The sequence below is a fragment of the Curtobacterium sp. MCPF17_046 genome (genome assembly GCF_003224295.1).
Taxonomy (GTDB): domain Bacteria; phylum Actinomycetota; class Actinomycetes; order Actinomycetales; family Microbacteriaceae; genus Curtobacterium.
In genome coordinates this window covers 112,477-139,244 of the sequence record NZ_QKLB01000004.1, presented here as the reverse complement: position 1 = coordinate 139,244, position 26,768 = coordinate 112,477, and the positions used below count along the sequence as shown (strand labels likewise).

General features: G+C 71.9%; 23 protein-coding genes, 1 tRNA gene and 1 pseudogene. 11 read left to right on the top strand and 14 right to left on the bottom strand.

Features of this window, described 5'->3' with window-relative positions; genetic code table 11:
* Positions 1 to 64: 64 nt before the first annotated feature.
* Positions 65 to 1,723 carry a phosphoenolpyruvate--protein phosphotransferase gene (gene ptsP / locus DEJ32_RS05350; protein ID WP_110900547.1) on the bottom strand — a complete coding sequence of 553 codons (1,659 nt, stop codon included), beginning with the start codon at positions 1,721 to 1,723 and terminating at the stop codon, positions 65 to 67.
* 241 nt (positions 1,724 to 1,964) lie between these two features.
* Between ptsP and DEJ32_RS05345 the strand changes: the two genes are divergently transcribed.
* From DEJ32_RS05345 to DEJ32_RS05305, 9 genes and pseudogenes are all read left to right on the top strand, one after another.
* Positions 1,965 to 2,735 (top strand): DeoR/GlpR family DNA-binding transcription regulator, encoded by a 771-nt coding sequence (locus DEJ32_RS05345; RefSeq protein ID WP_110824569.1) that lies wholly within the window; start codon positions 1,965 to 1,967, stop codon positions 2,733 to 2,735.
* A gap of 99 nt (positions 2,736 to 2,834) precedes the next feature.
* Positions 2,835 to 3,107, top strand: coding sequence for an HPr family phosphocarrier protein (locus DEJ32_RS05340; protein WP_110900546.1), 273 nt, complete (start codon positions 2,835 to 2,837; stop codon positions 3,105 to 3,107).
* 145 nt (positions 3,108 to 3,252) lie between these two features.
* Entirely contained in the window at positions 3,253 to 4,095 is an 843-nt protein-coding gene (locus DEJ32_RS05335; RefSeq protein ID WP_110900545.1) for an exodeoxyribonuclease III, read from the top strand.
* Between the two features lie 35 nt (positions 4,096 to 4,130).
* Positions 4,131 to 5,138 carry a tryptophan--tRNA ligase gene (gene trpS / locus DEJ32_RS05330; RefSeq protein ID WP_110900544.1) on the top strand — a complete coding sequence of 336 codons (1,008 nt, stop codon included), beginning with the start codon at positions 4,131 to 4,133 and terminating at the stop codon, positions 5,136 to 5,138.
* 6 nt (positions 5,139 to 5,144) lie between these two features.
* The gene (locus tag DEJ32_RS05325; RefSeq protein WP_110900543.1) at positions 5,145 to 5,732 is read left to right on the top strand and encodes a GNAT family N-acetyltransferase; all 588 of its coding nucleotides are present in this window, start codon (positions 5,145 to 5,147) and stop codon (positions 5,730 to 5,732) included.
* A gap of 65 nt (positions 5,733 to 5,797) precedes the next feature.
* Positions 5,798 to 6,838, top strand: a complete 1,041-nt coding sequence (gene ribD / locus DEJ32_RS05320) for a bifunctional diaminohydroxyphosphoribosylaminopyrimidine deaminase/5-amino-6-(5-phosphoribosylamino)uracil reductase RibD (RefSeq protein ID WP_110900629.1) — start codon at positions 5,798 to 5,800, stop codon at positions 6,836 to 6,838.
* A gap of 29 nt (positions 6,839 to 6,867) precedes the next feature.
* Positions 6,868 to 7,491: pseudogene (gene ribA, locus DEJ32_RS05315) on the top strand (GTP cyclohydrolase II); the annotation flags it as partial.
* A 195-nt stretch (positions 7,492 to 7,686) separates the two neighbouring features.
* Complete coding sequence (locus DEJ32_RS05310) at positions 7,687 to 9,084, top strand: MFS transporter (protein ID WP_110900542.1); 1,398 nt, start codon at positions 7,687 to 7,689, stop codon at positions 9,082 to 9,084.
* Positions 9,085 to 9,174: 90 nt separating this feature from the next.
* Positions 9,175 to 11,013 carry an ABC transporter ATP-binding protein gene (locus tag DEJ32_RS05305; RefSeq protein WP_110900541.1) on the top strand — a complete coding sequence of 613 codons (1,839 nt, stop codon included), beginning with the start codon at positions 9,175 to 9,177 and terminating at the stop codon, positions 11,011 to 11,013.
* A 33-nt stretch (positions 11,014 to 11,046) separates the two neighbouring features.
* Here DEJ32_RS05305 and DEJ32_RS05300 read toward each other — a convergent pair whose 3' ends face one another.
* The 4 genes from DEJ32_RS05300 to DEJ32_RS05285 form a co-directional block, all read right to left on the bottom strand.
* Positions 11,047 to 12,567 carry an NAD-dependent succinate-semialdehyde dehydrogenase gene (locus DEJ32_RS05300; RefSeq protein WP_110900540.1) on the bottom strand — a complete coding sequence of 507 codons (1,521 nt, stop codon included), beginning with the start codon at positions 12,565 to 12,567 and terminating at the stop codon, positions 11,047 to 11,049.
* The gene (locus tag DEJ32_RS05295; protein WP_110900539.1) at positions 12,564 to 13,184 is read right to left on the bottom strand and encodes an isochorismatase family protein; all 621 of its coding nucleotides are present in this window, start codon (positions 13,182 to 13,184) and stop codon (positions 12,564 to 12,566) included. The genes DEJ32_RS05300 and DEJ32_RS05295 overlap by 4 nt, the downstream gene beginning before the upstream one ends.
* A gap of 89 nt (positions 13,185 to 13,273) precedes the next feature.
* Complete coding sequence (gene dacB / locus DEJ32_RS05290; RefSeq protein WP_110900538.1) at positions 13,274 to 14,782, bottom strand: D-alanyl-D-alanine carboxypeptidase/D-alanyl-D-alanine-endopeptidase; 1,509 nt, start codon at positions 14,780 to 14,782, stop codon at positions 13,274 to 13,276.
* Positions 14,783 to 14,853: 71 nt separating this feature from the next.
* Complete coding sequence (locus DEJ32_RS05285) at positions 14,854 to 15,864, bottom strand: Gfo/Idh/MocA family protein (protein ID WP_110900537.1); 1,011 nt, start codon at positions 15,862 to 15,864, stop codon at positions 14,854 to 14,856.
* 206 nt (positions 15,865 to 16,070) lie between these two features.
* On the opposite strand from DEJ32_RS05285, the gene DEJ32_RS05280 reads away from it, so the two are divergent.
* The gene (locus DEJ32_RS05280) at positions 16,071 to 17,765 is read left to right on the top strand and encodes an alpha-glucosidase (RefSeq protein WP_110900536.1); all 1,695 of its coding nucleotides are present in this window, start codon (positions 16,071 to 16,073) and stop codon (positions 17,763 to 17,765) included.
* 277 nt (positions 17,766 to 18,042) lie between these two features.
* The gene (locus tag DEJ32_RS05275; RefSeq protein ID WP_110900535.1) at positions 18,043 to 18,516 is read left to right on the top strand and encodes an N-terminal phage integrase SAM-like domain-containing protein; all 474 of its coding nucleotides are present in this window, start codon (positions 18,043 to 18,045) and stop codon (positions 18,514 to 18,516) included.
* 37 nt (positions 18,517 to 18,553) lie between these two features.
* On the opposite strand, the gene DEJ32_RS05270 is transcribed toward DEJ32_RS05275, so the two are convergent.
* From DEJ32_RS05270 to DEJ32_RS05225, 9 genes are all read right to left on the bottom strand, one after another.
* A complete protein-coding gene (locus tag DEJ32_RS05270) occupies positions 18,554 to 18,736 on the bottom strand; it encodes a hypothetical protein (protein WP_110900534.1) in 183 nt (60 codons plus the stop codon).
* A gap of 41 nt (positions 18,737 to 18,777) precedes the next feature.
* Positions 18,778 to 19,362: a D-alanyl-D-alanine carboxypeptidase family protein gene (locus DEJ32_RS16165; protein WP_181420585.1), complete on the bottom strand. Its 585-nt coding sequence runs from the start codon at positions 19,360 to 19,362 to the stop codon at positions 18,778 to 18,780.
* A gap of 542 nt (positions 19,363 to 19,904) precedes the next feature.
* Positions 19,905 to 19,977, bottom strand: a tRNA-Thr gene (locus DEJ32_RS05260).
* 47 nt (positions 19,978 to 20,024) lie between these two features.
* Positions 20,025 to 20,681 (bottom strand): TetR/AcrR family transcriptional regulator, encoded by a 657-nt coding sequence (locus DEJ32_RS05255; protein WP_110900532.1) that lies wholly within the window; start codon positions 20,679 to 20,681, stop codon positions 20,025 to 20,027.
* 87 nt (positions 20,682 to 20,768) lie between these two features.
* The gene (locus tag DEJ32_RS05250) at positions 20,769 to 21,911 is read right to left on the bottom strand and encodes a DNA polymerase III subunit delta' (RefSeq protein ID WP_110900531.1); all 1,143 of its coding nucleotides are present in this window, start codon (positions 21,909 to 21,911) and stop codon (positions 20,769 to 20,771) included.
* Positions 21,912 to 21,957: 46 nt separating this feature from the next.
* Positions 21,958 to 22,629 carry a dTMP kinase gene (gene tmk / locus DEJ32_RS05245; protein ID WP_258368294.1) on the bottom strand — a complete coding sequence of 224 codons (672 nt, stop codon included), beginning with the start codon at positions 22,627 to 22,629 and terminating at the stop codon, positions 21,958 to 21,960.
* A complete protein-coding gene (gene topA, locus DEJ32_RS05240) occupies positions 22,626 to 25,442 on the bottom strand; it encodes a type I DNA topoisomerase (protein ID WP_110900530.1) in 2,817 nt (938 codons plus the stop codon). The genes tmk and topA overlap by 4 nt, the downstream gene beginning before the upstream one ends.
* A 610-nt stretch (positions 25,443 to 26,052) precedes the next feature.
* A complete protein-coding gene (locus DEJ32_RS05230) occupies positions 26,053 to 26,478 on the bottom strand; it encodes a TadE/TadG family type IV pilus assembly protein (protein WP_110900528.1) in 426 nt (141 codons plus the stop codon).
* A complete protein-coding gene (locus tag DEJ32_RS05225; RefSeq protein WP_110889990.1) occupies positions 26,475 to 26,693 on the bottom strand; it encodes a DUF4244 domain-containing protein in 219 nt (72 codons plus the stop codon). The genes DEJ32_RS05230 and DEJ32_RS05225 overlap by 4 nt, the downstream gene beginning before the upstream one ends.
* Positions 26,694 to 26,768 lie beyond the last annotated feature (75 nt).

Sequence of the window (26,768 nt, the reverse complement as noted above, 5' to 3'; positions counted from 1 at the left end):
GTGCGTTGACTCTCTGTGTGTGTGTGCTGCTGCAGGGATCGGGAGTGGTGCGGGAGGGGGCGGGTCAGGCGGCGTGCACCGCGGCTGCGGCGGCGGACCGGGCGGTCGCTGCCGTGCTCGCGGCGAGTGCTGCCGTCGCCATCTCGCGGGCCTCGTCGAGGGTGTGCTGGCCGAGTTCGGCACGCACGTCGGCGAGGGCCGCGGGGGTCATGGAGAGGGTGGTGGCGCCGAGTCCGACGAGGACGACGGCGAGCAGCGGGTCGGCTGCCGCCTCACCGCAGATGCCGACCGCCTTGCCGGCGTCGGCACCGGCCGCACCGAGCTGCGCGACGAGGCGCAGGACGGCGGGGTGCCACGGGTCCTGGTAGCTCGCGACGGTGCCGAGCATCCGGTCGGCGGCCATCGTGTACTGCGTCAGGTCGTTCGTGCCGATCGACACGAAGTCGGCGGAGCGGAACACCTGCTCGGCCATCAGCGCGAGCGACGGCACCTCGGCCATCACGCCGGCGGTGCGGATGCCGAGTTCGCGGGCGAGCCCGACGAAGTACTCGGTCTCCTCGGCGTCGGCGACCATCGGGGCCATCACCCAGAGGTCGGCCTCGGTCGCGGCGTCGGCCCGGGCGAGCGCGCTGAGCTGGTCGCGGAGGACCTGCTCCTGGTTCCGCAGGGCGCGGAGGCCACGACGACCGAGCGCCGGGTTCTCCTCGTCCTTGTCGGTGAGGAACGGGAGCGGCTTGTCGGCACCGGCGTCGAGCGCGCGGACCACGACCTTCTTGCCGGGGAACGCGGCGAGCAGCTGCTCGTACGACTTCTGCTGCGACTCCACCGTCGGCGCCGTCGGGGCGTCGAGGAACAGGAACTCGGTGCGGAACAGTCCGACGCCCTCGGCGCCGAGGTCCACCGCGGCCTGCGCGTCGGCGGGGCTGCCGAGGTTCGCCAGCAGCGGGACGACGTGCCCGTCGGCGAGCGCGCCCGCGGTGAGCGGTGCGGCGGCGGCGGCGCGCCGGTCGGCGATGCGCTGCTCGACGTCGGCGACGAGTTCGGCGGAGGGGTCGGTCACGACGGTGCCGGCGACGGCGTCGACGACGACCTGCTGCCCCTCGACCAGGTCGTCGGCACCACTCACGCCGACGACGGCCGTGATGCCCTTGGCGCGGGCGAGGATCGCGGTGTGCGAGGTCGGGCCGCCGTCACGGGTGACGAGGGCGAGGACCTTGTCGAGGTCGAGGAGCGCGGTGTCGGCCGGTGCGAGGTCGCGGGCGACGAGCACGAACGGGGCGTCCGACTCGGGGACGCCGGGGGCCGGGACGCCGCGGAGCTTCGCGACGATGCGCTGGGCGACGTCGTCGAGGTCGGCCGCGCGCTCCCCCATGTAGCCGCCCATGCCGACGAGCAGGTCGCGGAACTGCGCGAACGCCTCGTACACGGCACGCTCGGCGTTCGTGCCGCCGTCGATGCGCGCGTGCACGTCGTCGAGGAGGGTCGGGTCCTGCGCCATGAGCGCCTGCGCCTCGAGCACGGCCTGGGCGTCGCCGCCTGCGAGCTGGCCGCGCTTCGTGAGGTCCTCGGCGACCGCGGCGAGCGCGGCGCGCACCGCCTGCTTCGCGTCCTCGGCCGAGCCCTCGAGCGGGGTGGTCGACGGCTCTCCCAGCGGGTCCGCCATCCGGAGCACCGGGCCGTGGGCAACGCCGCGACCGACGCCGGTTCCGAGCAGATCGGACATGGGGAGACTCCTTCATCTCACGCGCAGCAGCGGTGGGCGGTTCGGGGGCGGTGCTGCATCCGGGGCGTGCTGCATCCGGACGGCCTTGCAGCACCATACATCGCCCCGCGTTGACAAACAAACACATCCGGGGATAAAAATGCAGAAACAGATGCCCGTTTGCGTCTGCCGGGACGTCCGGCCGCGGGTCACTCGCGGCGATCGTGCCCGAGCCTGTCCGTTCCGATCCGACGAGGCACCGATGTACGCACCAGAACGCCACCAGCGCATCGTCGAACAGGCGCGCGCGCACGGCCGGGTCGACGTGAAGGACCTCGCCGAACTGCTCGCCGTCACGCCGGAGACCATCCGACGCGACCTGACGAGCCTGGAGCGCCGCGGGCTCGTCCGGCGTGCCCACGGCGGTGCGATCCCCGTCGAGCGGGTCACCCTGCACCCGGGCGTCGGTGACCGCGGCGGCATCAACCAGACGGAGAAGATGGTCATCGCCGAGGCCGCGCTCGAGGAGCTGCCCGAGAACGGGTCGGTGATGATCGACGCCGGCACGTCGACGATCTGCCTCGCCGAGCTGCTGCCGACCGACCGCGGCCTCACCGTCGTCACGCACTCGCTCCCCGTCGCGATGGCCGTCGCGAACCGGCCCGGCATCGACCTGCACCTGCTCGGTGGCAACATCCGCAGCGACTCGCTCGCAGGCGTCGGCACGTGGACGCACCAGCTCATCGGCATGGTGAGCGTCGACGTCGCGTTCGTCAGCATCAACGGCATCACGCCCGAGCGCGGCCTGACGACGCACAACATGGCCGAGGCGGCCGTGAAGAGCGCCATGATCAAGTCCGCCCGCCGGAGCATCCTGCTCGCCGACCACACGAAGTTCGGCCGTGAGGAGTTCGGTCGGGTCGCCCCGCTCGCCGCGATCGACACGATCATCACCGACCCCGGCGTCAACCTGGACCTCGTCCGCGAGGTCGAGGCCGCCGGAACCGAGGTCTTCTGGCCCGGGCGCGACTGACCGTCCCCGCACGTCGGCCGCCCGCGTCCACGAGACCCGGGAACCACCCGCCAGGCGCTCGCTAGCATGAGCGCACCACCCATCGACAGGAGTCCATCGATGTCCGAAGCCACCCGCACCGTCACCGTCGCGAGCGCGTCCGGCCTGCACGCCCGCCCCGCCTCGCTGTTCGTCCAGAACGTCACCGCGTCCGGCCACCAGGTCACGATCGCCAAGGGTCAGAAGTCGGCCAACGCCGGCAGCATCCTCGGCCTGCTCGGCCTCGGTGTGGAGAACGGCGACGAGGTCGTGCTGACCGTGTCCGGCGACGACGCCGAGACCACCGCGGACAGCCTCGTCGACTTCCTGCAGACGGACCACGACGCGGCCTGACGCGCGTCCGGCGTCCGCGCGACCACACGGTCGCCGTGCAGACGGGAGGCCCCTCACCAGCTGGTGACGGGCCTCCCGTCCGTCGTCCGGTCGCCCCTCCCGCGGGCACGTCCGGGGCGTCGGGGCGCGCCGGTAGGGTTGGTGCATGACACGCCTGCGCCTCGCGACCGTCAACGTCAACGGCATCCGTGCCGCGTTCCGGAAGGGCATGGGCGACTGGCTCGCCGAGCGCGACGTCGACGTGCTCGCCCTGCAGGAGGTGCGCGCCTCGACCGAGGACCTGACCGGCCTGCTCGGCGACGAGTGGGACGTCGTGCACGACCCCGCCACCGCCAAGGGCCGCGCCGGCGTCGCCATCGCCTCGCGGCACCGGGCCCACCTGCACCGGGTCGAGCTCGGGGCGGAGGACTTCGACTCCGCCGGCCGCTGGCTCGAGGCCGACTACGAGATCGGTGGCCGCACCGTCACCGTCGTGTCGACCTACGTGCACTCGGGCGAGGTCGACACCCCGAAGCAGGACGAGAAGTGGAAGTTCCTCGACGCCATGACCGAGCGCCTGCCCGCGCTCCGCGCGCACAACCCGCTCGCCGTGGTGGTCGGTGACCTGAACGTCGGCCACGACCAGCGGGACATCAAGAACTGGAAGGGCAACGTCAAGCGCGCCGGCTTCCTGCCGCGCGAGCGCGCCTACTTCAGCCGGTTCTTCGGAGCCGAGGGCGAGCAGGTCGAGGGGGCGGACGGCTCCACCGGTCCGGGTCTCGGCTGGGTCGACGTCGGCCGTGCCCAGGCCGGCGACGTCGACGGCCCGTACACGTGGTGGTCCTGGCGCGGTCAGGCGTTCGACAACGACTCCGGGTGGCGCATCGACTACCAGGTCGCGACGCCCGAGCTCGCCGCGACCGTGACCTCGTACACCGTGGACCGCGCCGCCGCGTACGACCAGCGATGGTCCGACCACGCCCCCGTGGTCGTCGACTACGACCTCTGATCCCCCGCTCGCTCCCCAGCACCAGGACTCTCCGCATGACCAGCACGCGCATCTTCTCCGGCATCCAGCCCTCGGCCGGTTCGCTCCACCTCGGCAACTACATCGGCGCCCTCATGCAGTGGCGCGACCTGCAGGACGACCACGACGCCATCTACTGCGTGGTCGACATGCACGCGATCACTTCCCCGCAGGACCCCGCGGAACTGCGGGCGAGCACCCGGGCGACCGCGGCGCAGTACATCGCCTCGGGCATCGACCCGTCGAAGTCGACGCTGTTCGTGCAGTCGCATGTCCCCGCGCACGCCGAGCTCGCCTGGGTGCTGAACACCCTGACGGGCTTCGGCGAGGCGAGCCGGATGACCCAGTTCAAGGACAAGTCGGCGCGCCAGGGTGCGGAAGCCGCCTCGGTCGGGCTGTTCACGTACCCGATCCTGATGGCGTCGGACATCCTGCTCTACGACACGGCCGTCGTCCCGGTCGGCGACGACCAGCGCCAGCACGTCGAACTGACGCGCGACCTGGCCCAGCGCTTCAACTCGCGCTTCGGCGACACGTTCGTCGTCCCGGAGGCCCGGATCGGTTCCGGGACGGCCCGCATCTACGACCTGCAGGACCCGACCAGCAAGATGAGCAAGTCGGCCGCGTCCGACAACGGCCTCGTCCGCCTGCTCGACGACCCGAAGCGGACCGCCAAGAAGATCCGGTCGGCCGTGACGGACACCGAGCGCGAGATCCGTGCCGACCGGCAGGCGAAGCCGGGCGTGACGAACCTGCTCGCGATCCTTTCCGCCTTCACCGGCACCGCGGTCACCGACCTCGAGACGTCGTTCACCGGCAAGGGCTACGGCGACCTCAAGGGTGCGGTGGCGGACGCCGTCGTCGCCGAACTCGAACCGGTGCGCGCCCGCACCCTCGAACTCCTCGACGACCCGGCCGAGCTGGACCGCCTGCTGGCCGTTGGTGCCGAGCGCGCCGAGGCGATCGCGGACGCCACGCTCGCCCGCGTCTACGACGCCATCGGCTTCGTGCCGCGCGCCCGCTGAGCGCCCGTGCTCCCCGTCACGCTCGAGTCGGCGCGGGTCCGGCTCGACGTCCCCACCCGCACCGACGCGGCCGCGATCACGCAGGCATGCCAGGACCCGGAGATCGCGCGCTGGACGACGATCCCGCAGCCCTACCGACAGCAGGACGCCACGACGTTCGTCGACGCGCTGGTCGGGCCGGGGTGGGCCTCCGACCGTGAGTACACCTGGGCGATCCGTCGACCCGGTTCGACCTGGCTCGACGGGGTGATCAGCTACCGGACCGCCCGGCGGGACCTCGGGTTCTGGCTCGTCCCGTCCGCCCGGGGCCTCGGGCTCGTGCACGACGCCGTCGAGCTCGTCGTCGGGTTCGCGTTCGACCGGGGCGCGCCCGACGTGTACTGGGAGTGCTACGTCGGCAACACCGCCTCGGCCGCGGTCGCCCGGCGCGCCGGTTTCGCGTACACCGGCACCGGCGACGCCCTCGTCCCGAACCGGGACGGGTCCTCCGCCGCCGCGTGGAAGGGGCTCCGTCGGGCGGACGGCACCCCGGCGTCGGACCTGCCCTGGCCGCCCGACTCGATGACGGGCCCCGCCGGTAGTCTCGCTCCGTGAGCGACTCCGCACCCGACACGACCCCGGTCCGCGACGTCGGGGTCCGCGACGTCGAGGTCCGCGCCATGCGCCGGGCGCTCGAGCTCGCCGCCCGCGGCCCCGCCGTCGGCGACCACGCCCGGGTCGGCGCCGTCCTCCTCTCCCCCGCGGGTGACGTGCTGGCAGAGGGCTGGCACAAGGGCGCCGGTACCGCGCACGCCGAGGTCGACGCGATGCGGAAGGTCGATCCGGCCCTGCTCCGCGGTGCGACCGCCGTCGTGACCATGGAGCCGTGCGACCACACCGGCCGGACCGGGCCCTGCTCGGTCGCGCTCATCGACGCCGGCGTCGGCCGGGTCGTGTACGCCGTCGACGACCCGGGGGCGGCGGCACACGGCGGGGCGGACCGGCTCCGTGCCGCCGGCGTCGACGTCGTGTCGGGGGTCCTCGCCGACGACGCCGAGGCGTTCCTCGAGCGGTGGCTGCTCTCGGTCCGGCTCGGGCGACCCTGGGTGACGGTGAAGTGGGCCTCCAGCCTCGACGGCCGCGCTGCGGCGGCGGACGGGTCGAGCCGGTGGATCACCGGTGCCGCCGCCCGGCAGCACGTGCACGAGCAGCGTGCCGCGCACGACGCCGTCCTCGTCGGCACCGGGACCGCGCTGGCGGACGACCCGAGCCTGACCGCCCGTGGCGACGCCGGGGAGTTCCTCGCCGACCAGCCCCTGCCCGTCGTCCTCGGCGACCGGCCGCTGCCCGCCGACGCGGCCCTGCACCGGCACCCCCGTGGTCTCGTCACGATCCCCGGCCACGACCTGGACGGCGCACTCCGGTCCCTCCGCGAGCAGGGGGTGCACAGCGTGCTCGTCGAGGGCGGGCCGACCGTCGCGTCGGCGTTCATCGCGGCCGGGCTCGCCGACGAGCTGCTCGTCTACCTCGCCCCCGTGCTGCTCGGCGGCCCCCGGGTGGCACTCGACGACATCGGGGTGGGAAGCATCCAGGGAGCGCGGATGTTGCGTGTACTGTCGACGTCCAGCCTCGGCCCCGATCTGCTGGTCCGCGCCCGTCCGGTCCCCCAGCGGTCCGGTCACGCGGTCGACGGGGCCCCCACCGACCGGAGCACCCCATGACCGACGCACTGACCTCCGCCACCCCCGGGAGCCCGGTCCAGTTCGAGGTCGCCACGAAGGTCCCGACCACGCACGGCACGTTCGAGATGCGTGCCTACCGGGACCTCGTGACGAGCGCGGAACACGTCGCCGTCATCGCGACCGCTCCGGACGGGTCGGCACCGACCGACGGGGCGCTCGTGCGGGTGCACTCCGAGTGCCTGACCGGTGAGGCGTTCGGGTCGCTGAAGTGCGAGTGCGGTCCGCAGCTCGACGCGGCCCTCGACACGATCGCGGCCGAGGGCGGGGTCGTCGTGTACCTGCGCGGGCACGAGGGGCGCGGCATCGGGCTCATCAACAAGCTCAAGGCGTACCGCCTGCAGGAGGACGGGCTCGACACCCTCGACGCCAACCTCGCGCTCGGGCTCCCCGCCGACTCCCGCGAGTACGGCGGCGCGGCCGGCATCCTCGCCGACCTCGGCATCACACGCGTGCGGCTGCTGACGAACAACCCCGAGAAGCGTCGGCAACTCGTCGAGCACGGCATCGCGGTGGACGCCCTGGTCCCCCTCGTGGTCGGTGTCTCCGCGCAGAACGCCGGGTACCTCGACACGAAGCGCGACCGGATGGGCCACACGCTCCCCGACCACCTCGCGACCGGCGCGGCCAACTGACGGCTCCTTCCGGGCGGATTCGCAGGTGGGCGACATCCGTCGTACACTGAGGACCCCGTCACGAGCGGGACCACCAGCCCGAACGCACCCGACCCGGTGTCCGCGCCACCCCGCGCGAACCGGTCGGCGTCCGCAGTCCGGCCCCACGCTGCGCTCCCCCGCGAGCGCGCGCACCGCGAAAGTGCCCTCACGCCCATGACCGCCGCACCGGCCACCCCGACGTCCGCCCCGAAGACGAACCCGCGCTCGCGCGTCGTCATCGCGAGCCTCGTCGGCACCTCCATCGAGTTCTACGACTTCTACGTCTACGCGACGGCCGCGGTCCTCGTGTTCCCGACGCTCTTCTTCCCGAACGAGGACCCGACCGCGTCGCAGCTGTCCTCCTTCGTCACCTTCGCGCTGGCGTTCTTCGCCCGCCCGGTCGGCTCCGTCCTCTTCGGCCACTTCGGGGACCGCATCGGCCGGAAGACCACCCTCGTCGCCTCGCTGCTCGTGATGGGGACGGCGACGTTCCTCATCGGCTGCCTGCCGACCTTCGACACGATCGGCATCTGGGCGCCCGTGCTCCTCGCCGTGATGCGCTTCGCCCAGGGCGTCGGCCTCGGCGGCGAATGGTCCGGCGCCGCGCTCCTCGCGACCGAGAACGCGCCGCAGGGCAAGCGCGGGGTGTTCGGCTCGATGCCGCAGCTCGGCGCCCCGATCGGGTTCCTCCTGGCGAACGGTCTGTTCATCGCGATCAACGCCGCCATGCCGGCCGGTGCGGACGGCACCCCGAACGCCGACTTCCAGGCCTGGGGATGGCGCATCCCGTTCCTGCTGTCCGCCGTGCTCGTGCTCATCGGCCTCTACGTGCGGTTCCGGCTCGTCGAGTCGCCCGCCTTCCGCGGCGTGCAGGAGACCGGCTCGGTCGCGAAGGTCCCGCTCGCCCGGGTGTTCCGCACCTCGTGGAAGGCCGTCGTCGTCGGCACCTTCGGCATGGTCGCCACGTACGTGCTCTTCTACTTCATGACGACCTTCACGCTGGCGTACGGCACCACCGCGACCTCGATGGTCCCGAAGGTCGGCCTCGGGTACACGCGCGGTGAGTTCCTCACCCTCCTCATGATCGGCGTCGTGTTCTTCGGGATCTTCACGCCGGTCGCCGGGATCCTCGCGGACAAGTTCGGCCGTCGTCGCACGCTCATCCCGACCACGATCGGCATCGCGCTCTTCGGGCTGACCTTCCAGCTGTGGTTCGCCGCGTCGCAGGGCCCGATCACGGTCGTCACGTTCCTCATCGTCGGGCTGTCGCTGATGGGACTGACCTTCGGGCCGATGGGCGCCCTGCTGCCGGAGCTGTTCCCGACGAACGTCCGCTACACCGGCTCCGCGCTCGCCTACAACCTCGCGTCGATCCTCGGGGCGTCCCTGGCCCCGACGATCGCCGTCGCGCTGTGGAAGCCGGACGGGGACATCTTCCTGGTCGGCCTGTACCTGACGATCGCGGCGGTCGTCACCCTGGTCGCGCTCCTGCTCGTCCGCGAGACGCGCGGTACCGACCTCGACGAGGCCGAGGCGCGGCAGGCCGTCGCGGCCGGACGCGACGCGCGCTGACCGCGGCCTGATCGGACGGGAGGCTGCCCACCGGACCGGGGACAGCCTCCCGTCCGTCTGTCGGTGCAGCGGTGAGAGAATCGACGCACGATGAGCAACCCGTTCGCACGCCCGAAGCCGACCGACGGGCCCCGTGCCACCTTCGGCCGCCTGCTGTCCTACCTGTTCGAGAACAAGCCGGCGATGGTCGTCATCATCGTGCTGAGCATCCTCGGTGCCGCGGCGTCCCTCGCCCAGCCGCTGCTCGTCAACCAGGTCGTCACGGCGGTCCAGCAGGGCACCGGCATGTCGACGCTCGTGTGGGCGCTCGTCGTCCTCGTGCTCGTCGCCGGCGTCCTGAACGGTGTGCAGCACTTCCTGCTCCAGCGCGCCGGAGAGGGCGTCGTGCTGTCGACACGGCGGAAGCTCATCGCCCGCATCCTCAGCCTGCCGATCTCGGAGTTCGACGTCCGCCGCACCGGCGACCTGGTGTCCCGCGTCGGCAGCGACACCACGCTCCTCCGCGCCGTCCTGACCCAGGGCCTCATCGAGTCGATCGGCGGTGCCCTCACCTTCGTCGGCGCGGTCGTCGCGATGGCCGTCATCGACCCGCTGCTGCTCGTCGTGGTCGTCGTGATCGTCATCGTCGCGGTCGTCGTCGTCGGCGGCCTCAGCCGGCGCATCCGGGTCGCCTCGAAGGCCGCGCAGGAGAAGGTCGGCGACCTGACGGCGGCGGTCGAGCGGGGCATCGGCGCCGTCCGGACCATCCGCGCCGCCGGGGCCACCGCCCGCGAGGTCAGCGAGGTCGACGCACACGCCACCGAGGCCTACCGCCGTGGGCTCGTCATCGCGCGCATGTCCGCCTTCGTCGTCCCGGTCGCGAGCATCGTCATGCAGGTCGCGTTCATCGCGGTGCTCGGCATCGGCGGCGCGCAGGTGGCGGCGGGGACGATCACGATCGCCACCCTCATCACGTTCATCCTGCTGCTCTTCATGATGATCATGCCGCTCGGGCAGGCGCTCGGCGCGGTCGTCGCCGTGGCGCAGGCCCTCGGCGCGCTCGGACGCATCGAGGAGATCCTCCACCTGCCGACCGAGGACCAGGACGACGCTGCCGTCCACCCCGCCGCCGCGGTCGCGACCGACGACGCCATCACCTTCGAGCACGTCACGTTCCGCTACGCCGCGACACCGGACGCCGTGGGGTCGGACGGCGCGGCCGGGTCGGGGGACGTCAGTGCCCCCGCTCCGACCGCCGGCACCGGCGAACAGGCCGTCCTGCACGACGTGTCGTTCAGCGTGCCCCGTGGCACCCGGGTCGCCCTCGTCGGACCGTCGGGCGCCGGGAAGTCCACGACCCTGGCCCTCATCGAGCGCTTCTACGACCCCACCGAGGGCGTCATCCGCCTCGGCGGGCTCGACGTCCGCGGCCTCGACCGGGCCGAGCTCCGTGCCCAGATCGGCTACGTCGAACAGGACGCCCCGGTGCTCGCCGGCACCATCCGCGCGAACCTGCTGCTCGGCTCGCCGGACGCCCCGGAGTCCGAGTGCGTCCGGGTGCTCGAGGCGGTCAACCTCGGCGACGTGCTCCACCGCGACCCGCGCGGACTCGACGCGCAGGTCGGCGAGGACGGCGTGATGCTCTCCGGCGGTGAACGCCAGCGGCTCGCGATCGCCCGAGCGCTCCTCGCCGCTCCCCCGATCCTGCTGCTCGACGAGTCGACGTCCTCGCTCGACGGGGTGAACGAGCAGAAGATGCGGCTGGCGATCGACGCGGTGGCCGAGGACCGGACGCTGCTCGTCATCGCGCACCGGCTGTCGACCGTCGTGGACTCCGACGTCATCGTCGTGCTCGAGCACGGCCGCGTCGTCGGCATCGGCACGCACTCCGAGCTGGTGCAGAGCACCCCGCTCTACCGCGACCTGGCGAAGCACCAGCTGCTGGTCTGAGCGCCCCGCCCCGCCCCGCCCCGCCCCGCAGGGTCAGGCGGCGAAGGGGTCCGGGGTGAGCACGTACACGGTCTCCAGGTACTCCTCGAGGCCCTCGTGCGAGCCCTCGCGGCCCAGGCCAGACGCCTTGACGCCGCCGAACGGGAACGCGGCGTTCGACACCACGCCGGTGTTCCAGCCGAGCATGCCCGTCTCCAACCGCTCGGCCAGGCGCTGCCCGCGCCGCATGTCCTCGGTGAAGGCGTAGGCGACGAGCCCGTACTCGGTGTCGTTCGCGAGCCGGATGCCCTCCTCCTCGGTGGTGAACCGCGTGATCGAGACGACGGGCCCGAAGATCTCGGTCGTCAGGATGTCCGACCCCGGCTGGACGTCGTCGAGGAGCGTCGGCGCGTAGTACGTGCCCGCACGATCGACCCGCCGACCACCCGTCACCAACGTGGCGCCACGCTCGACGGCGTCGTCGACGAGCCCGGCCGCCTTGTCGACGGCCCGGCCGTCGATGAGCGGTCCGATGTCGGTGCCGTCCTCGGTCCCGCGCCCGATGCGGAGTGCCTCGATCCGTCCGGTCAGGGCCGCCGTGAACGCGTCCGCGATGCCCTCCTGCACGAAGAACCGGTTCGCGGCGGTGCAGGCCTCCCCGACGTTCCGGAACTTGGCCTGCATGGCGGCGTCCACCGCACGGTCCACGTCGGCGTCGTCGAACACGAGCAGCGGAGCGTTGCCGCCGAGCTCCATGCTCGTCTTCAGCACGGTGTCGGCCGCCTGCTTGAGGAGCGCGGACCCGACCGGCGTCGAGCCGGTGAAGGTGAGCTTCCGGAGTCGACGGTCCGCGATGACCGGTGCGGACAGTGCCTTCGCGTCCGAGGACGGCACGACGTTGAGCACGCCGTCCGGCAGTCCGGCCCGGCGGAACAGCTCGACGAGGTACAGGGTCGTCAGCGGGGTGAGGTCGGCGGGCTTCAGCACGACCGTGCAGCCGGCGGCGAGGGCCGGTGCGATCTTCCGGGTCGCCATCGCGAGCGGGAAGTTCCACGGGGTGATCGCGTAGACCGGACCGACCGGGCGCTTCAGCACGATGCCACGACCGGTGCCCTCCGGGTTCGTCCGGTAGTCGCCGCCGATGCGGACGGCCTCCTCGGAGAACCAGCGGAGGAACTCGGCGCCGTAGACGACCTCGCCGTGCGACTCGGCGAGGGGCTTGCCCATCTCGAGCGTCATCACCGCGGCGATGTCGTCGGCGTGCTCGTGCACGAGGTCGAAGGCGCGGCGGAGCAGGTCCGAGCGGCGGCGCGGGGCGGTGGCGGCCCACTCCTCCTGTGCGGCGACCGCGGCGTCGAGCGCGGCGATGCCGTCCTCCGGTGTGGCGTCGGCCACGCTCGCGAGGACGGCGCCGGTCGACGGGTCGCGGACGTCGAACGTCGCGCCGCCCGAGGCCGGTCGCCAGGAGCCCCCGATGAACAGGCCGGTGGGGACGCCGGGGACGCTGACGTGCTCGTCGGCGACGGTCGTGACGGTCGTGTCGGTCGTGTCGGTCGTGTCGGTCGTGTCGGTCACAGGACCGCTCCTCCCGGGCGCTGCCGCCCTTCGTCCATGTCACTGCGTCCGGTGTGGCCGCCCTCGTCCCGGACCTCCTCGAGCGCCGCCTCGCTGGCCGCGCGGTCGACGCCGACGACGAGGTCCTCGTACACGAACACGTCCAGGCCGGCGTGCACGCCGTCGAGCGCCGAGGCCCGCACGCAGTGGTCGGTGGCGATGCCGACGACGTCGACGGCGTGGACCTCGCGGTCGAAGAAGACGTCCACCAGGTCCGCGCCCGTGTCGGTCGTCCCCTCGAACGCCGAGTAGGCCGGCTCGCCCTGCCCCTTCCGCACGTGCACGTCCACGGCGGACAGGTCGAGCGCCGGGTGGTACTCGGCGCCCGGGGTGTCGGCCACGCAGTGCACCGGCCAGGTCGTCCGGAAGTCGGGGCCGTCCGGGCCGGCGAAGTGCCCGCCGTTGTCCCCGGTGGCGTCGTGCCAGTCGCGGGAGGCGACGACGAGGTCGTACTCGTCGGCGTGCCGTCGGAGGAAGGCGGTGATCCGTCCGGCCACCGCCGCTCCCCCGTCGACCGCGAGCGCGCCGCCCTCGGTGAAGTCGTTCTGGACGTCGATGATGAGCAGTGCCCGAGCCATGACCCCATCCAACACCTGGCGCCAGAGCACCCGTTGACGGAGCACCCGTCCGGCCAGGTACGCCGAGGTCAGGATGCAGCGAGCGCCGGTCAGGAGGCGGCGAGGGACCCGCCGCAGCGGTAGGCGGCGGCCGTCACGGCGTCGAGCGCCGGCAACGCGGCGGCCCGCGATGACCCGATGGCGTAGAACGCGAACGTCAGCTTCGTGCCGTCCGCGGCGTCGATGAAGCCGCCCAGGGTGTTCGCACTGTCGATCCACCCGGTCTTGGCGTGGACCTTGCCCCGGGCGTCGGCGTTCGCCCCCGTGAAGCGGCTCGACAGCGTGCCCGAGACGCCGGACACCGGCAGGACCGATGCGAGCGTCCCGAGCCCTCGCTCACCCCGGGTCACCGGGACCATGAGGTGGGCGACGAAGGACGGCGACACGGCGTTGGCCGCGCTCTCACCGGACCCGTCGATGATCGTGATGCCCGCCGGGTCGACGCCGTAGCCGCGCAGGGCCGAGGCGTACACCCCGGTGAGCGACGCCGCGGTCCCACCCGCACCGGCCTCCTTCGAGGACACCCGCGCGAGCATCTCGGCGAGGGTGTTGTCCGAGTTCGGGATCATCTGCCCGATGAGCGTCGAGACCGGCTGCGACTGCACCTGCGCGATCGTGGCCTGCGAGGTCGTCGCGCGCTTCGTGACCGGTGCCGTCGCGGCCCCGACGACCCCTGCGTTGACCAGGGCCGTCCGGAACGCGTCACCGGCCCGGCCGATCGGGTCCTCGGAGCGCGGTGAGGTGGCGGCGGCCGGGTTCGCACGGTCACCGTCGACCATGAGCGCGGTCACCTCGGGCTGGTAGCCGATCGTGCGCTCGCTCACCGGCCAGGTGGGGTGCCAGGCGTCGGCCTCGCTCCACCACGTGCCGTCCGCGACGATCGACCGGACGGGCGCGTCGCCGAGGCGGGCCTTCACCTGCTGCGCGAGCTGCTGCAGCGTGGGTGCACCGGGGTAGACGGTGCCGTTGCCCGCCGACAGGGTCGCGTCACCGTGCCCGACGAGGGCGATCGTGCCGTCGCCCTCGTCGGTGACGGTCGTCGGGATGGTGTGGTCGCCGCCGAGCACGGCGAGTGCGGTCGCGCTCGTGAGGGTCTTCATCACGCTGCCGGTCTGGGCCGGGGTGCCGCCGTCGCGGGAGAACAGTTCCTCACCGGTGGTCGCGTTCATCACGTACCCCTCGAACCGACCGAGGCCGCTCACGGAGGCGGCACCGGCGATCGAGCAGGTCCGCGCGGCGGCACGGGCGCTCGGCGTCGGGGTCGGGGTCGGCTTCGCGGTGGGCGTGACGGTTGCGGTCGGCTCCGGGGACGCCGAGGTGCTCACGGTCGGCGTCGCGCTGGCGGTCGGCGTCCGGGAGGCGCTGGCGGACACCGCGGCTCGCGGCTGCTCCCCGCTCGCAGCACCCACGGCGACCGCGCCGCCGGACCCGACGACGAGGACCGCGACGAGCCCGCCGATCGCCCACGGGACCGGTCGGCGGTTCGCGGAGGCACGGAGCGCGGCGACGGAACGGGAGACGGGACCGCCGGCGGACGGCTCGGGTGACTGCTCGGACATCGGGACGATCCTACGAGACGCGCGGTCGGGCCTCCAGGGCGGGACCGGCCGTCCGGTGCGGGAACGGCCGGTCAGTCGGCGTCGTCGGCCGCGTAGCGGACGCCCACCTGGCGACGTGCCTCGTCCATGACCGCCATCACCGCGACGGTGTGGTCGATGCCGGCCGGACCGTGCTCCGCGGTCTCGACCGGTCCGCCCCCGGCGGGCGCCGCCGTGACCGCGGCCTCGAGCGCACGGGCCTCGTGCGCGTAGCCGGCGAGCTCCTCGCGCCCGTCGAACTCCTCGATCACTGCCCCGTCCGCGTCCCGGATGCGCCAGGTGGTCGGCGTGTACCAGGTCGGGTCGATGTCGATCCGCCCAGCCGTCCCGATGATCGACGCGCTGTTCGGGCTCCGCACGTCGAGCGCGAAGTGCACGGTCGACTGCGCACCGCCCTCGTGCGTCATCACGATCCCCATCTGGGTGTCGACGCCCTGGTCGCTGAGCGTGCCGGCCGCCACGAGACCGGTCGGGACGCCGAGGACGTCGACCGCGAACGAGACGGGGTACACCCCGAGGTCGAGGAGGGCGCCGCCACCGAGCGCCGGGTCGTTGAGCCGGTGCCGCGGGTCGGTCGGGAGGGCCTGGTGGTGGGTCGCCTCGACCAACCGCGGCGTCCCGATCCGCCCCTCGGCGAGGACCCGGCGGATCATCGCGGTCTGCGGCAGGAACCGGGTCCACATCGCCTCGACGACGAGGACTCCGCGCTCGCGTGCGGCGTCGCGGACCCGCCGCGCCTGGGCCGCGGTGATCGTGAAGGCCTTCTCCACGAGGACGTGCTTGCCGGCCGCGATCGCGAGGAGGGCGTCCTCGGCGTGCCGGGAGTGCGGCGTCGCCACGTAGACGGCGTCCACCTGGTCGTCGGCGACGAGGGACGCGTAGTCGCCGTGAGCACGCGGGATGCCGTGCTCCTCCGCGAAGGCACGGGCGCCCTCCTCGGTACGGGACCCGACCGCGACGAACTCCACCCCCGCGGCGGTGCAGTCCACCACGAAGGACCGGGCGATGCCACCGGTCCCGAGCACTCCCCATCGAACGGTCATGCGGCCTGTCTACCAGGCGCACCGTGACCGGACCGGTGTCGCCTGCACCGAGCACCCGTCGGTCCGTGCTCGGTCAGGACGTGCGGCGTACCGTGCTGTCCACCAGGAGACGGACGGGAGGCCCGCACCGGGCGGGTGACGGGCCTCCAGTCCGACAGGTGGTTGGTCCGCGCGCCGAGCGCACGGACCGGACGCGAGGAGGCGCCGTGACCGGACCGGAACCGTGGTGGACGAGAGCCGTCGTCTACCAGGTGTACCCACGGAGCTTCGCCGACGGGAACGGCGACGGCGTCGGTGACCTCGCCGGGCTGCGCCGGCACCTCGACCACATCGCCGACCTCGGCGTCGACGTCGTCTGGCTCTCCCCCGTCTACCGCTCACCGCAGGTCGACAACGGGTACGACATCTCGGACCACGAGGACATCGACCCGCTGTTCGGCACGATCGACGAGTTCGACGCGCTGCTCGTCGAGGTGCACCGGCGGGGCATGCGACTCGTCATGGACCTCGTCGTCAACCACACCAGCGACCAGCACCCCTGGTTCCGCGCGGCACTCCGCTCCCGGACGTGCCCGAAGCACGACTGGTACATCTGGCGGGACCCGGTCGACGGGCACGAGCCGAACCGGTGGCGCGCCGCGTTCGGCGGCCCGGCATGGTCGTGGGACCCCGCCACCGGCCAGTACTACCTGCACATGTTCACGCCGCAGCAGCCGGACCTGAACTGGGAGAACCCGGACATGCGTGCCGCCGTGTACGACATGATGAACCGCTGGCTCGACCGCGGCGTCGACGGCTTCCGGATGGACGTGATCAACCACATCGCGAAGGACGACGACGCCCTGTCCGGCGACAGCGACGCCTACGTCATGCAGCCGCGGGTCCACGAGCACCTGCAGGAGATGCACGACCGGGTGTTCGCCGGCCGGGACGCGCTGCTCACCGTCGGCGAGATGCCGGGCGTCTCGGTCGAGGACGCCGTGCTGTTCACCGCCCCGGAGCGGCACGAACTCGACATGGTGTTCCAGTTCGAGCACGTCGGGCTCGACCACGCGCCGGCGTCGAAGTTCACCCGGCAGGAGACCGACCTACCGGCACTGAAGGCCTCGCTCGCGCGGTGGCAGACGGGACTCGAGCAGCGCGGCTGGAACTCGCTGTACCTGTCGAACCACGACCAGCCGCGGCCGGTGTCGCGCTTCGGGGCGGCGGCACGGGCGGAGGCGGACGACCCGTTCGCCTTCCGCTACGAGTCGGCGACGCTGCTCGCCACCGTGCTGCACCTGCACCGCGGGACGCCGTACGTCTACCAGGGCGACGAGATCGGCATGGTGAACGCGGGGTTCACCGCGATCGAACAGTACCGCGACGTCGAGTCGGTGAACTGGTTCCGCGGGGCCGTCGGCCGGGGCATGTCGGCCGCGTCGGCGCTCGAGGCACTGGCGTTCCGCAGTCGTGACAACGCCCGGACGCCGATCCCGTGGGACGACAGCGAGCCCGCCGGTGGGTTCTCGACCGCGGAGCCGTGGATCGGCATGGGGCAAGGCTGGCCGCACGTCACCGTCGCGGCGGACCGCGCCGCCGGGGACCGGTCCGTGTACGAACACCACCGGCGACTCATCGCGCTGCGGCACCGGTCGCGGACCGTGCAGCTCGGCACCTTCACGCTCCTCGAGCCGGAGCACCCGGTGCTGTGGGCGTTCACGCGGGCACTCCCCGACGGGTCGACCGGGAACGAGGACGACCCACCGCTCGTCGTCGTCGCGAACCTGTCGTCGTCGGACCTCGTCCTGCCCGCGGGCATCGCGGGGCGGACGGGCGGCCTCGTGCTCGGGAACCTCGGGGAGCCGGGCTCGACCGGGATGTTGCGTCCGTGGGAGGCGCGCGTGCACGTGTGCCGGTGACGGGGCTGACGGCCGGCGACCCTGCCCGCGACCAAGCCTGACGCGGGCCGCCCCGGGAAGCACGAACCCCCTCGTTCCCGGAGGAACGAGGGGGTGGTCGGAGCCGCCTGTCGGAATCGAACCGACGACCTATTCATCACGAGTGGGTTGGCGCGGCAGACCTGGTACTGCGGCGAGGGCCGTTGCGCCGCCCCACTCGCCCCTGGAATAAAGGCGATCGGCCTACCATCAGACTTAGCAACCGCAAACATGTAGTTGCGGTCGGTTGTGTGTACTGATGTGTGCACCAGGAGGTTGCAGTGCCGAGGAAGCGGGATTCGGGGGACGGAGCGCTCTACGCAATCCGTGGCGGCAAACTCTGGCGGGCGGTGATCGAGGACGGCTTCCACCCGGGCGGCAGACGCCGGCAGCGCGTCGTGACGTCGAAAACGAAGGAGGCGCTCGCCGCAAGCTCTACGCGATCAAGGACCAAATCAAGCAGCACGGCACCACCCTCGACACGAAGACCGTCGTCGAGCAGTGGGCGACGCACTGGCTCGAAACGGTTGGCAAGCCAAACCTCAAGCCGAACACGCTCCTGTCCTACGAGTCCGTGACTCGCAACTGGATCATCCCCACCATCGGCGCGAAGAAGGTCGCGTTCCTCAAGCCCTCCGACGTGCGGATTACAGGTGAGCTTGCCGGAGGCCCCGCAGCGTGGACAAAACCCCTCGATCCGCCTTCGGACCGAGGGGTTCGTCCTAGCTGCTGAGTGCAGATGGGTCCTCCCTCACAGGAAGGGTCGCGCCCTACCCAGCTGCCGTCGTCCCCTGCAGCGAGATGGCTCGCCAGAGGTCGAACTCGCGATCGTTACCGGTCTGTACGGCACCGTAGATCTTCTTCGCAGCGGTGAGCTGCTCGTCGTTCAGAGCACGGAAGTACCCGGGGCCGACAACTGCCTCGCCCCGGCCGGGCGACGAAATGATCTTCATAATTCAGATTCCTTCGTTGAAGTGTTTTCAAGTTCCGCGGATCACGCGGAGGTTCCCTGCAGGACGATTGCCCGCCACAAGTCGAACTCGCGATCGTTCCCGATGTACGGGTCGCCCCAGAGCTTCGTCGCGGCAGTGACGAACTCCCCTTCCGGAAGCTGGAAGAAGTAGCCCGGCCCGATCGCCGCTATCCCACGGCCCCCGGACTGGATGAGACGCATGTCCTCGTCCGTCGCTCTGTCCGCGCCGCTCCCCGACCCCTGGTAGCTTCCGTCGTATTCGAAGTGCCAAGCTTCGCGCTCGACGAACGCGTCACCCTTCGGCTGCCAGCCGAACTTCGGTCCGTTCGCGTTCGCCCAGTTCTTCTCGGCGCTCCCGTAGACATTGACGTTGCTCCCGAAGTCGCATGCCAATGCCCAGCCGTGCACGGACGTCCCGGGCTGAGCGGCGAGGTTCCCGGTACCGTTCTGGTAGGCGTTCCACAGGGCCTGCTGACGTGCGAGATCGCGGTACGCCTCAGTGATGGTCAGAGTTCGTCCGAACCTCGCGACGAACGCTGAGTTGAAGTCGTAGTACGCCGCAGCAGCGTCAGGACGAAGGTACGGCTGGCCGTTGACGACGGGCACCTTCCGCAGCACTGAGGTCGGGATCTGCCCGTTCGAATAGCCACCCCACGCTGCGGTTGCGGCTGCCCTGGACATCTCGCGAGTGCCCCCACCTTCGGGCATGGACCCTGCGAGGTTGTAGAGGTTCGAGTCACGAACCGCGCTACCGCCAGCCGTCGCAGCGAACGCGCGAGTTCCTTGCAAGGCAAGCGCAGCCATGGATGCCGCTGCTGTGTACCCCAGCATCTGTCGGCGACTCAGCCCTGATCGCATCTCGCCTTTCTCTTTTGAATCATCCAATCCAAGCCCCCTTTTATTGACGATCACGTCCCTGCACACTCTCACCATGCGGACTCCGTCGTCTGCCCCCCAAATAGGGGTAGGGGCGGCTGATTCGTCGCGCTGGCCCACCAGCGCTTGACCGTCCGTAGCGTGAGAGCGCGATGTTACGGCCGCCGCCGGCCGCTGGACACCGCCTGGTTGTGTGCACTGTCGTGTGTACCAGGACGTGAAAAAGCCCCAATCGAGGACTCTCACTGAGGGCCTGACCGGGGCTTTTACAGAGCCGCCTGTCGGAATCGAACCGACGACCTATTCATTACGAGTGAATCGCTCTACCGACTGAGCTAAGGCGGCGGACGCTCCGGATGACCCGGAGCGGCACGAGAAACAACTGTACAGGATCAGACGAGCGAGCGCGAAACGAGCGCGCCGAGATCGTCGAACGACCGCTCCAGCTCGTCGGTCAGGTGCACCGCCGACCCCGGTTCGGACCACTCCCACCAGGCGTGCCGGAGTGCCGCCAGTCCGACGAGCGTCGCGAGCCGGGCGCGTCGGCGGAGGGCCGGAGGGACATCGGCGTCCGCGGTGGCCTCGTCACCGCTCAGGGTGGCCTCGCGCTGGAGCCGCCGCTCCACCACCGTCTGGAGCTCGGCCTGGAACTCCTGCATCGAGGCCATCCGTCGGCTGAACAGTTCCGGGTTCGCACGGAGGACCTGCTGCCGTTCCCCGATCAGACCGCGCTCCTCGACGAGTTCACGCGCCGAGTGCACGAGCAGGGCGCCGAGGTCGGACAGCAGGTCGCCCGAGGGACCGCCGGCGACGAAGACCTCGACCTCGTCCCCCTGCGGCAGCGTCGGGTCGTCGCCGAGGATCGCCTGTTCCTTGCTCGGGAAGTAGTTGAAGAACGTGCGGGGCGAGATGTCGGCACGGCGGGACACCTCATCGACGGTGACCGCGACGAGACCGTGCTCGAGCGCGACGTGCAGCGCCGCCTGCTGGATCGCCAGTCGGGTGGCGCGGCGCTTCCGCTCGCGGAGGCCCGGTTCGGCATCGGTCATGGGCACGATCCTCGCACGCGCACCGCAGCGGGCGGCATGAGAGGACGCGCGGAAACGGCCCGAGCGCACCGATGGCGGCGCCGTCGGTCAGCGGACGGCGCGGGCCACCGTGACGAGCAGGGCCTCGAGCGCCAGGAGGGCCGCGACGTTCGCGCCGATCCGCTGACGTGCGGTGGCGATCGCGTCGAGCACCTCCAGCGCGGCGCCCGGCGGCACGGACGGCAGCGCCCGCTCGAGCTCGTGCCGGATCGTCAGGTTCACCGGTTCCGCCGGTGCGCCGAGACCGAGGAGCAACAGGTCCCGGTAGAGCGAGGAGACGTCCACGAGGATACGGTCCAACCCGTCACGGAGGCTCCGGGTCGCGCGCCGCTTCTGGTCCTCCTCCAACACACGCAGCTGCGACCGGAGCGCCGGCGGCACCGTCCCGCCCGGCTGCACGCCGAGCGACCGGAGCGCTGCGTCGCGTTCCTCGGCGTCACGCTCGAGCGTGATCGCCTTGGCGTCCTCGTCCGCCACGGCGAGCAGCGCGGCCGCCGCGTTCACGGCGTCGCCGACGCTCCGGATCCCGAGCACGGTCGTCAGGGTGCGACGGCGGCGGTCACGGGCGTCCTCGCTGGTGGCGAGCCGTTGGGCCATCCCGATGTGGCTCTGCGCCTGCCGGGCGGCATCGGTCGCGAGGACCCGGTCCACGCCGGTGCGGGCGACGATGAGGTCGGCGACGGACTCGATGCCCGGCACGCGCAGGCGGACCGAACGGACGCGGGACCGGATGGTCGGGAGCAGGTCGGCCTCGCTCGGCGCGCACAGGATCCACACCGTGCGCTCGGGCGGTTCCTCGAGCGCCTTGAGCAGCAGGTTCGAGGTGCGTTCGGTCATCCGGTCGGCGTCCTCGACGATCATCACGCGGTACCGGCCGACCGAGGGCGAGAAGTGCGACGAGGTGACGAGCGCACGGATCTCGTCGATGGTGATGATGACCCGCTGGGTGGTGAGCCGCGACACGTCCGGGTGCGTGCCCGCGGCGATGAGCCGCAGCGTGTGGTCGTCGTCCGGACCGTTCCCCACGAGTGCTGCGGCGAAGGCGGCGGCGACGTTCGACCGTCCCGACCCGGGCGGACCGGTGATGAGCCACGAGTGGGTCATGCCCCCGGTGCCGTCGGTCGACTCCGCGGCACTGCGCAGTGCTGCCACGGACTCCTCCTGCCCGGTCAGGCCCTCCCACACGCTCACGGGTCGATCCTCCCAGCCGCCACCGACGGCCGACCGCTCGCGGGCATCAGGAGACCCCGACGAGGCCGGAGACCGCTGCGCGGATGTGTCCCTGCACCGTGTCGGCGGGTTCGGCGGCGTCGACGACGAGGAACCGGTCGGGCTCCGCCCCCGCCATCGCGAGGAAGGCCGCGCGCACCGTCTCGTGGAACGTCTCCGCTTCGGACTCGAGGCGGTCGAAGACGTCGCCGCGGGCCGCGGCGACCCGGGCCCGTCCGACGGACACGTCGACGTCGAGCAGCACGGTGAGGTCCGGCGTCAGGCCGTCGGCAGCCCAGGCCGAGACGGTCCGGATCTGCTCCGCACCGAGGCCGCGTGCGACGCCCTGGTAGGCCACCGAGGAGTCGATGTACCGGTCCTGGAGCACGACCGCACCACGGGCGAGTGCCGGACGGACGACGGTCTCGACGTGGTGCGCTCGGTCGGCCGCGTACAGCAGTGCCTCGGCGCGCGGGGCGACGTGACCACGCTCGTGCAGCACGATCTCGCGGATGCGCTGCCCGAGGGGCGTCCCGCCCGGCTCCCGCGTCCGGACGACCTCCAGACCGTGGTCCACGAGCCACTGCTCGAGGCGCTCGGCCTGGGTGGTCTTGCCGGCGCCGTCGCCACCCTCGAGGGTGATGAACCACCCGCGGGCGGCGACGGGCGACGGTCCGGACACGGCGGCGTCCGGCGTCACTTCTTCTTGGCGGGGGCGCGTCGGGCGGGGGCCTTCTTCTTGACCGGACCCTTCGCGCGCTTGTCGGCGAGGAGCTGGACCGCGCGCTCGAAGTCGACCGCCTCGACCTCCTCGCCGCGCGGGATCGTCGCGTTCGTCTCACCGTCGGTGACGTACGGACCGAAACGGCCGTCCTTCACCTTGATCGGCTTGCCGGACACCGGGTCGGCGTCGAACTCCTTCAGCGCCGCGCTGGCGGCACGCTTGGCGCCGTACTTCGGCTGCGCGAACAACTCGAGGGCGCCGGGCAGGTCGACGTCGAAGATCGCGTCCTCGCTCGGGAGCGTCCGGGTGTCCGTGCCCTTCTTGAGGTACGGACCGTAGCGGCCGTTCTGCGCCGTGATCTCCTCGCCGGACTCCGGGTCCGTGCCGACCGTGCGGGGCAGGTCGAGGAGCTTGAGCGCGGTCTCGAGGTCGACGGTCTGCGGGTCCATCGACTTGAACAGGGACGCCGTGCGCTCCTTCGGGGCTGCTGCCGCCTTCTTCGTCGTCTTCTTCGCCGCCGGGGTCTTCCCCTTGGCCGCCGTCTTCGTGGTGATCTTCGTGGTGGTGGTCGTCGTCGTGGTGGCTTCCGCTGCCGCCGACGGGTCCGACTCGGCCGTCGCCGGCAGGACCTCGCCCGTCGCCGGGTCGACCGTCGGCTCGGGCTCCGGGGTGCGCTCGGTCACGTACGGACCGAAGCGGCCGTCCTTGGCGAGGACCTCCTTGCCGGTTTCCGGGTTGATGCCGACGACCCGGTCACCGATCACGGGTGCCTCGACGAGCTCCCGCGCCTTCTCGAGCGTGAGTTCGTCGGGGGCAATTTCCTCGGGGACGTTCACCCGCCGCGGCTTCTCGGGGTCGTCGCTCGGCGTCTCGATGTACGGGCCGTACCGTCCGATGCGGAGGGTCAGTCCCGGTGCGAGTTCGACCGAGTTGATCTCGCGGGCGTCGATCTCACCGAGGTTGTCGATGACCGTCCGGAGGCCGCGCTGGTCGTCGCCGCCGAAGTAGAAGCCCTTGAGCCAGTCGACCCGGTCCTCGTCACCGCTCGCGATGCGGTCGAGGTCGCTCTCCATCTCGGCGGTGAAGTCGTACTGCACGAGGTCGCCGAAGTACTCCTCGAGGAGTCGGACGACGCTGAACGCGATCCAGTTCGGCACGAGGGCCGTTCCACGCTGCGTGACGTACCCGCGGTCCATGATCGTGGAGATGATCGCGGCGTACGTCGAGGGACGGCCGATGCCGAGCTCCTCGAGCGTCTTCACCAGGCTCGCCTCGGTGTAGCGGGGCGGTGCCGAGGTGTCGTGCCCCTTGGCGGCGACGTCGTGCACGCCGAGGTGGTCGCCCTCGGTCATCTGCGGCAGCTTGGCGTCGTCGGCGGAGTCCCCCGCGGCGCGCTCCTCGTCGCGACCTTCCTCGTAGGCGTTGAGGAACCCGCGGAAGGTGATGACCGTGCCGGACGCGGTGAACTCCACGTCGGTGCCGGACGCCGTGGACGCCAGGCCATCCACCGGTTCGGTCGAGGTGATGCCGAGCACGACGGACGCGGTCGAGCCCTTGGCGTCCGCCATCTGCGAGGCGACGGTGCGCTTCCAGATGAGGTCGTACAGCCGGAGGTCGTTGCCGCGCAGGACGCCCTCCATCTGGGACGGCGTCTTGAAGGTGTCACCCGCGGGCCGGATGGCCTCGTGCGCCTCCTGCGCGTTCTTGCTCTTGCCGGCGTACGAGCGCGGCTTCGCCGGGACGGAGTCGGCACCGTAGAGCGCGGTCGCCTGCTTCCGCGCCGCCGAGACCGCCTGCTGCGAGAGCGAGGCGGAGTCGGTACGCATGTAGGTGATGTGACCGTTCTCGTACAGGCCCTGCGCGACGCTCATCGTCTGCCGCGCGGAGAAGCGGAGCTTGCGTGCCGCCTCCTGCTGCAGGGTCGACGTCGTGAACGGCGCGGCCGGGCGGCGGGTGTACGGCTTCGACTCGACGCTGCGGACGACCGCGTCGCCGGCGCGCTCGAGGACCGCGGAGAGCGCACTCGCCGACGTCTCGTCGAGCCGGACGACGTCGGACGTGGTCGCCCCGCGGTCGTCGAAGTCGCGTCCGGAGGCGACGCGCTTCCCGTGGATCCGGGCGAGGCGTGCGGTGAACGTCCCGTCGTCGGCCTTCTCGAACCGGGCGGTCAGGTCCCAGTAGTTCGCCGAGACGAAGGCCAGGCGCTCGCGCTCCCGGTCGACCACGAGTCGGGTCGCGGCCGACTGCACGCGGCCGGCGGACAGGCCCGGGCCGACCTTGCGCCACAGGACCGGCGAGACCTCGTACCCGTAGAGACGGTCGAGGATGCGACGGGTCTCCTGCGCGTCGACGAGCGCGGTGTCGAGTTCCCGCGTGGCTTCCTGCGCGCGCTGGATCGCTTCCTTGGTGATCTCGTGGAAGACCATGCGCTTGACGGGCACCTTGGGCTTCAGGACCTGCAGCAGGTGCCACGCGATGGCCTCGCCCTCGCGGTCTTCATCTGTTGCGAGGTAGAGCTCGTCGGCGTCCTTCAGGGCGCGCTTGAGGTCGGCGACGGTCTTCTTCTTGGCATCGGAGACGACGTAGTACGGCTCGAACCCGTTGTCGACGTCGACCGAGAACTTGCCGAGGGAGCCCTTCTTGAGCTCGGCGGGCAGGTTCTTGGGCTCGACGAGGTCGCGGATGTGTCCGACGGACGCCTGGACTTCGTATCCGTCGCCGAGGTATTGCGCGATCGTCTTGGCCTTCGCGGGGCTCTCGACGATCACGAGCTTCTTCGTGCCTGGCACGTGTCTCCTTGATCGATGGTGCTGGTCAGCCGACGGACGTCGTGGATGCGTCCGGGTCGACCGGGAACTCGGTGACCGGCGGGCCGACAGGCACACCATACACACTCCGGTGGGGATGCCCGGCGGAGCCGGAGGTGGTCCGCGACCTCCGGCTGGACGACACGGCCGATGTCCGTCGCCCCGGCCGAGGCGTCTGCGCCGCCGTGCGGCCCGGCGACCGCCACGGCCCCGACGGACAGCGGCCCGGACCCGACCACGACGGCGACACGCGCGACGGCCCCGGTGACGGAGCAGGTGCGGACCTCGGCCCGGACGGCCCGGGCGGAGCGGCGAGCAGCAGCGCACGGCGGGCCCGGCGCCAGTCCGACCGTCGCGGCCGCTGCGCTGAGTGCCGCGGTGTCCGCCGCCCCCTGCGCCCGTGCCGATGCGACGCGGAGGCCGGCGGCGGCGAGCGCCGACACGACGACGAGCGAGACGGCAGCGAGGACCGCGACGAGCACGACCGCCACCGATCCTCCGTCTGCCCGCCCGGCGACCGACGGTCGAGACCGAACGGACAGGCACGCCGCTCCGCCCGACCGGGCACCGGGAGCGATCCGGATCGGCCGGGTCACGACGGGCCGCCGCCCTCGGGCCCGTCATCGGGCAGCCCGTCCGCGACGTGGTCACCCAGGTCGTGCTCGGCCGGGTCACGCTCGTCGACCGAGCAGGCGCTCCCCCGCAGCACGAGCGCCGCGAACGGACCCCTCCCCGCAGCCCGCCCGGCGTGCACACAGACCAAGCCCTGGGTGTGGTCGATGCGGAACGACCCGGCTCCCGCCGTCCGGAGCGCCCGGCGGCCCGCGTCGTCGTCGCCGCGTCCGAACGCCCGGGCGGCCGTGACCGCGGCGGCCTGCAGACGGCCCTGCGTGTCGACGACCCGCACGCCGCCGATCCCCGCGGCCAGGACGGCGGCGACGACCGGTAGCGCGACGGCGAACTCGACGGTGACCGATCCGCGTTCGCCGGCGGGCGGGCGGGCCCGCCGCGGCCTCACGGCGTGAGCGCGGTGCGGACGAGTTCGGTGAGCAGGGCCTGTACCTCGCCGGACCGCATCACCGCGACCAGGACGCCGGCGAAGGCCACGGCCGCCAGGATGACCACTGCGTACTCCGCCGTGGCGGACCCGTCGTCGTCCCGCAGCCGCGTCCTCCGACGCGCCGGTCGCGCCGCCGCCGGCGGCAGGTCCGCACTCGGGATGTCCTTCTCCATGTGGTGTCCTTCCTTCTGTCTTGTCTCGTGTGTCCGATCCGGGCCCGTCGGTCCCGGCCGGACGGTCTCGGACCC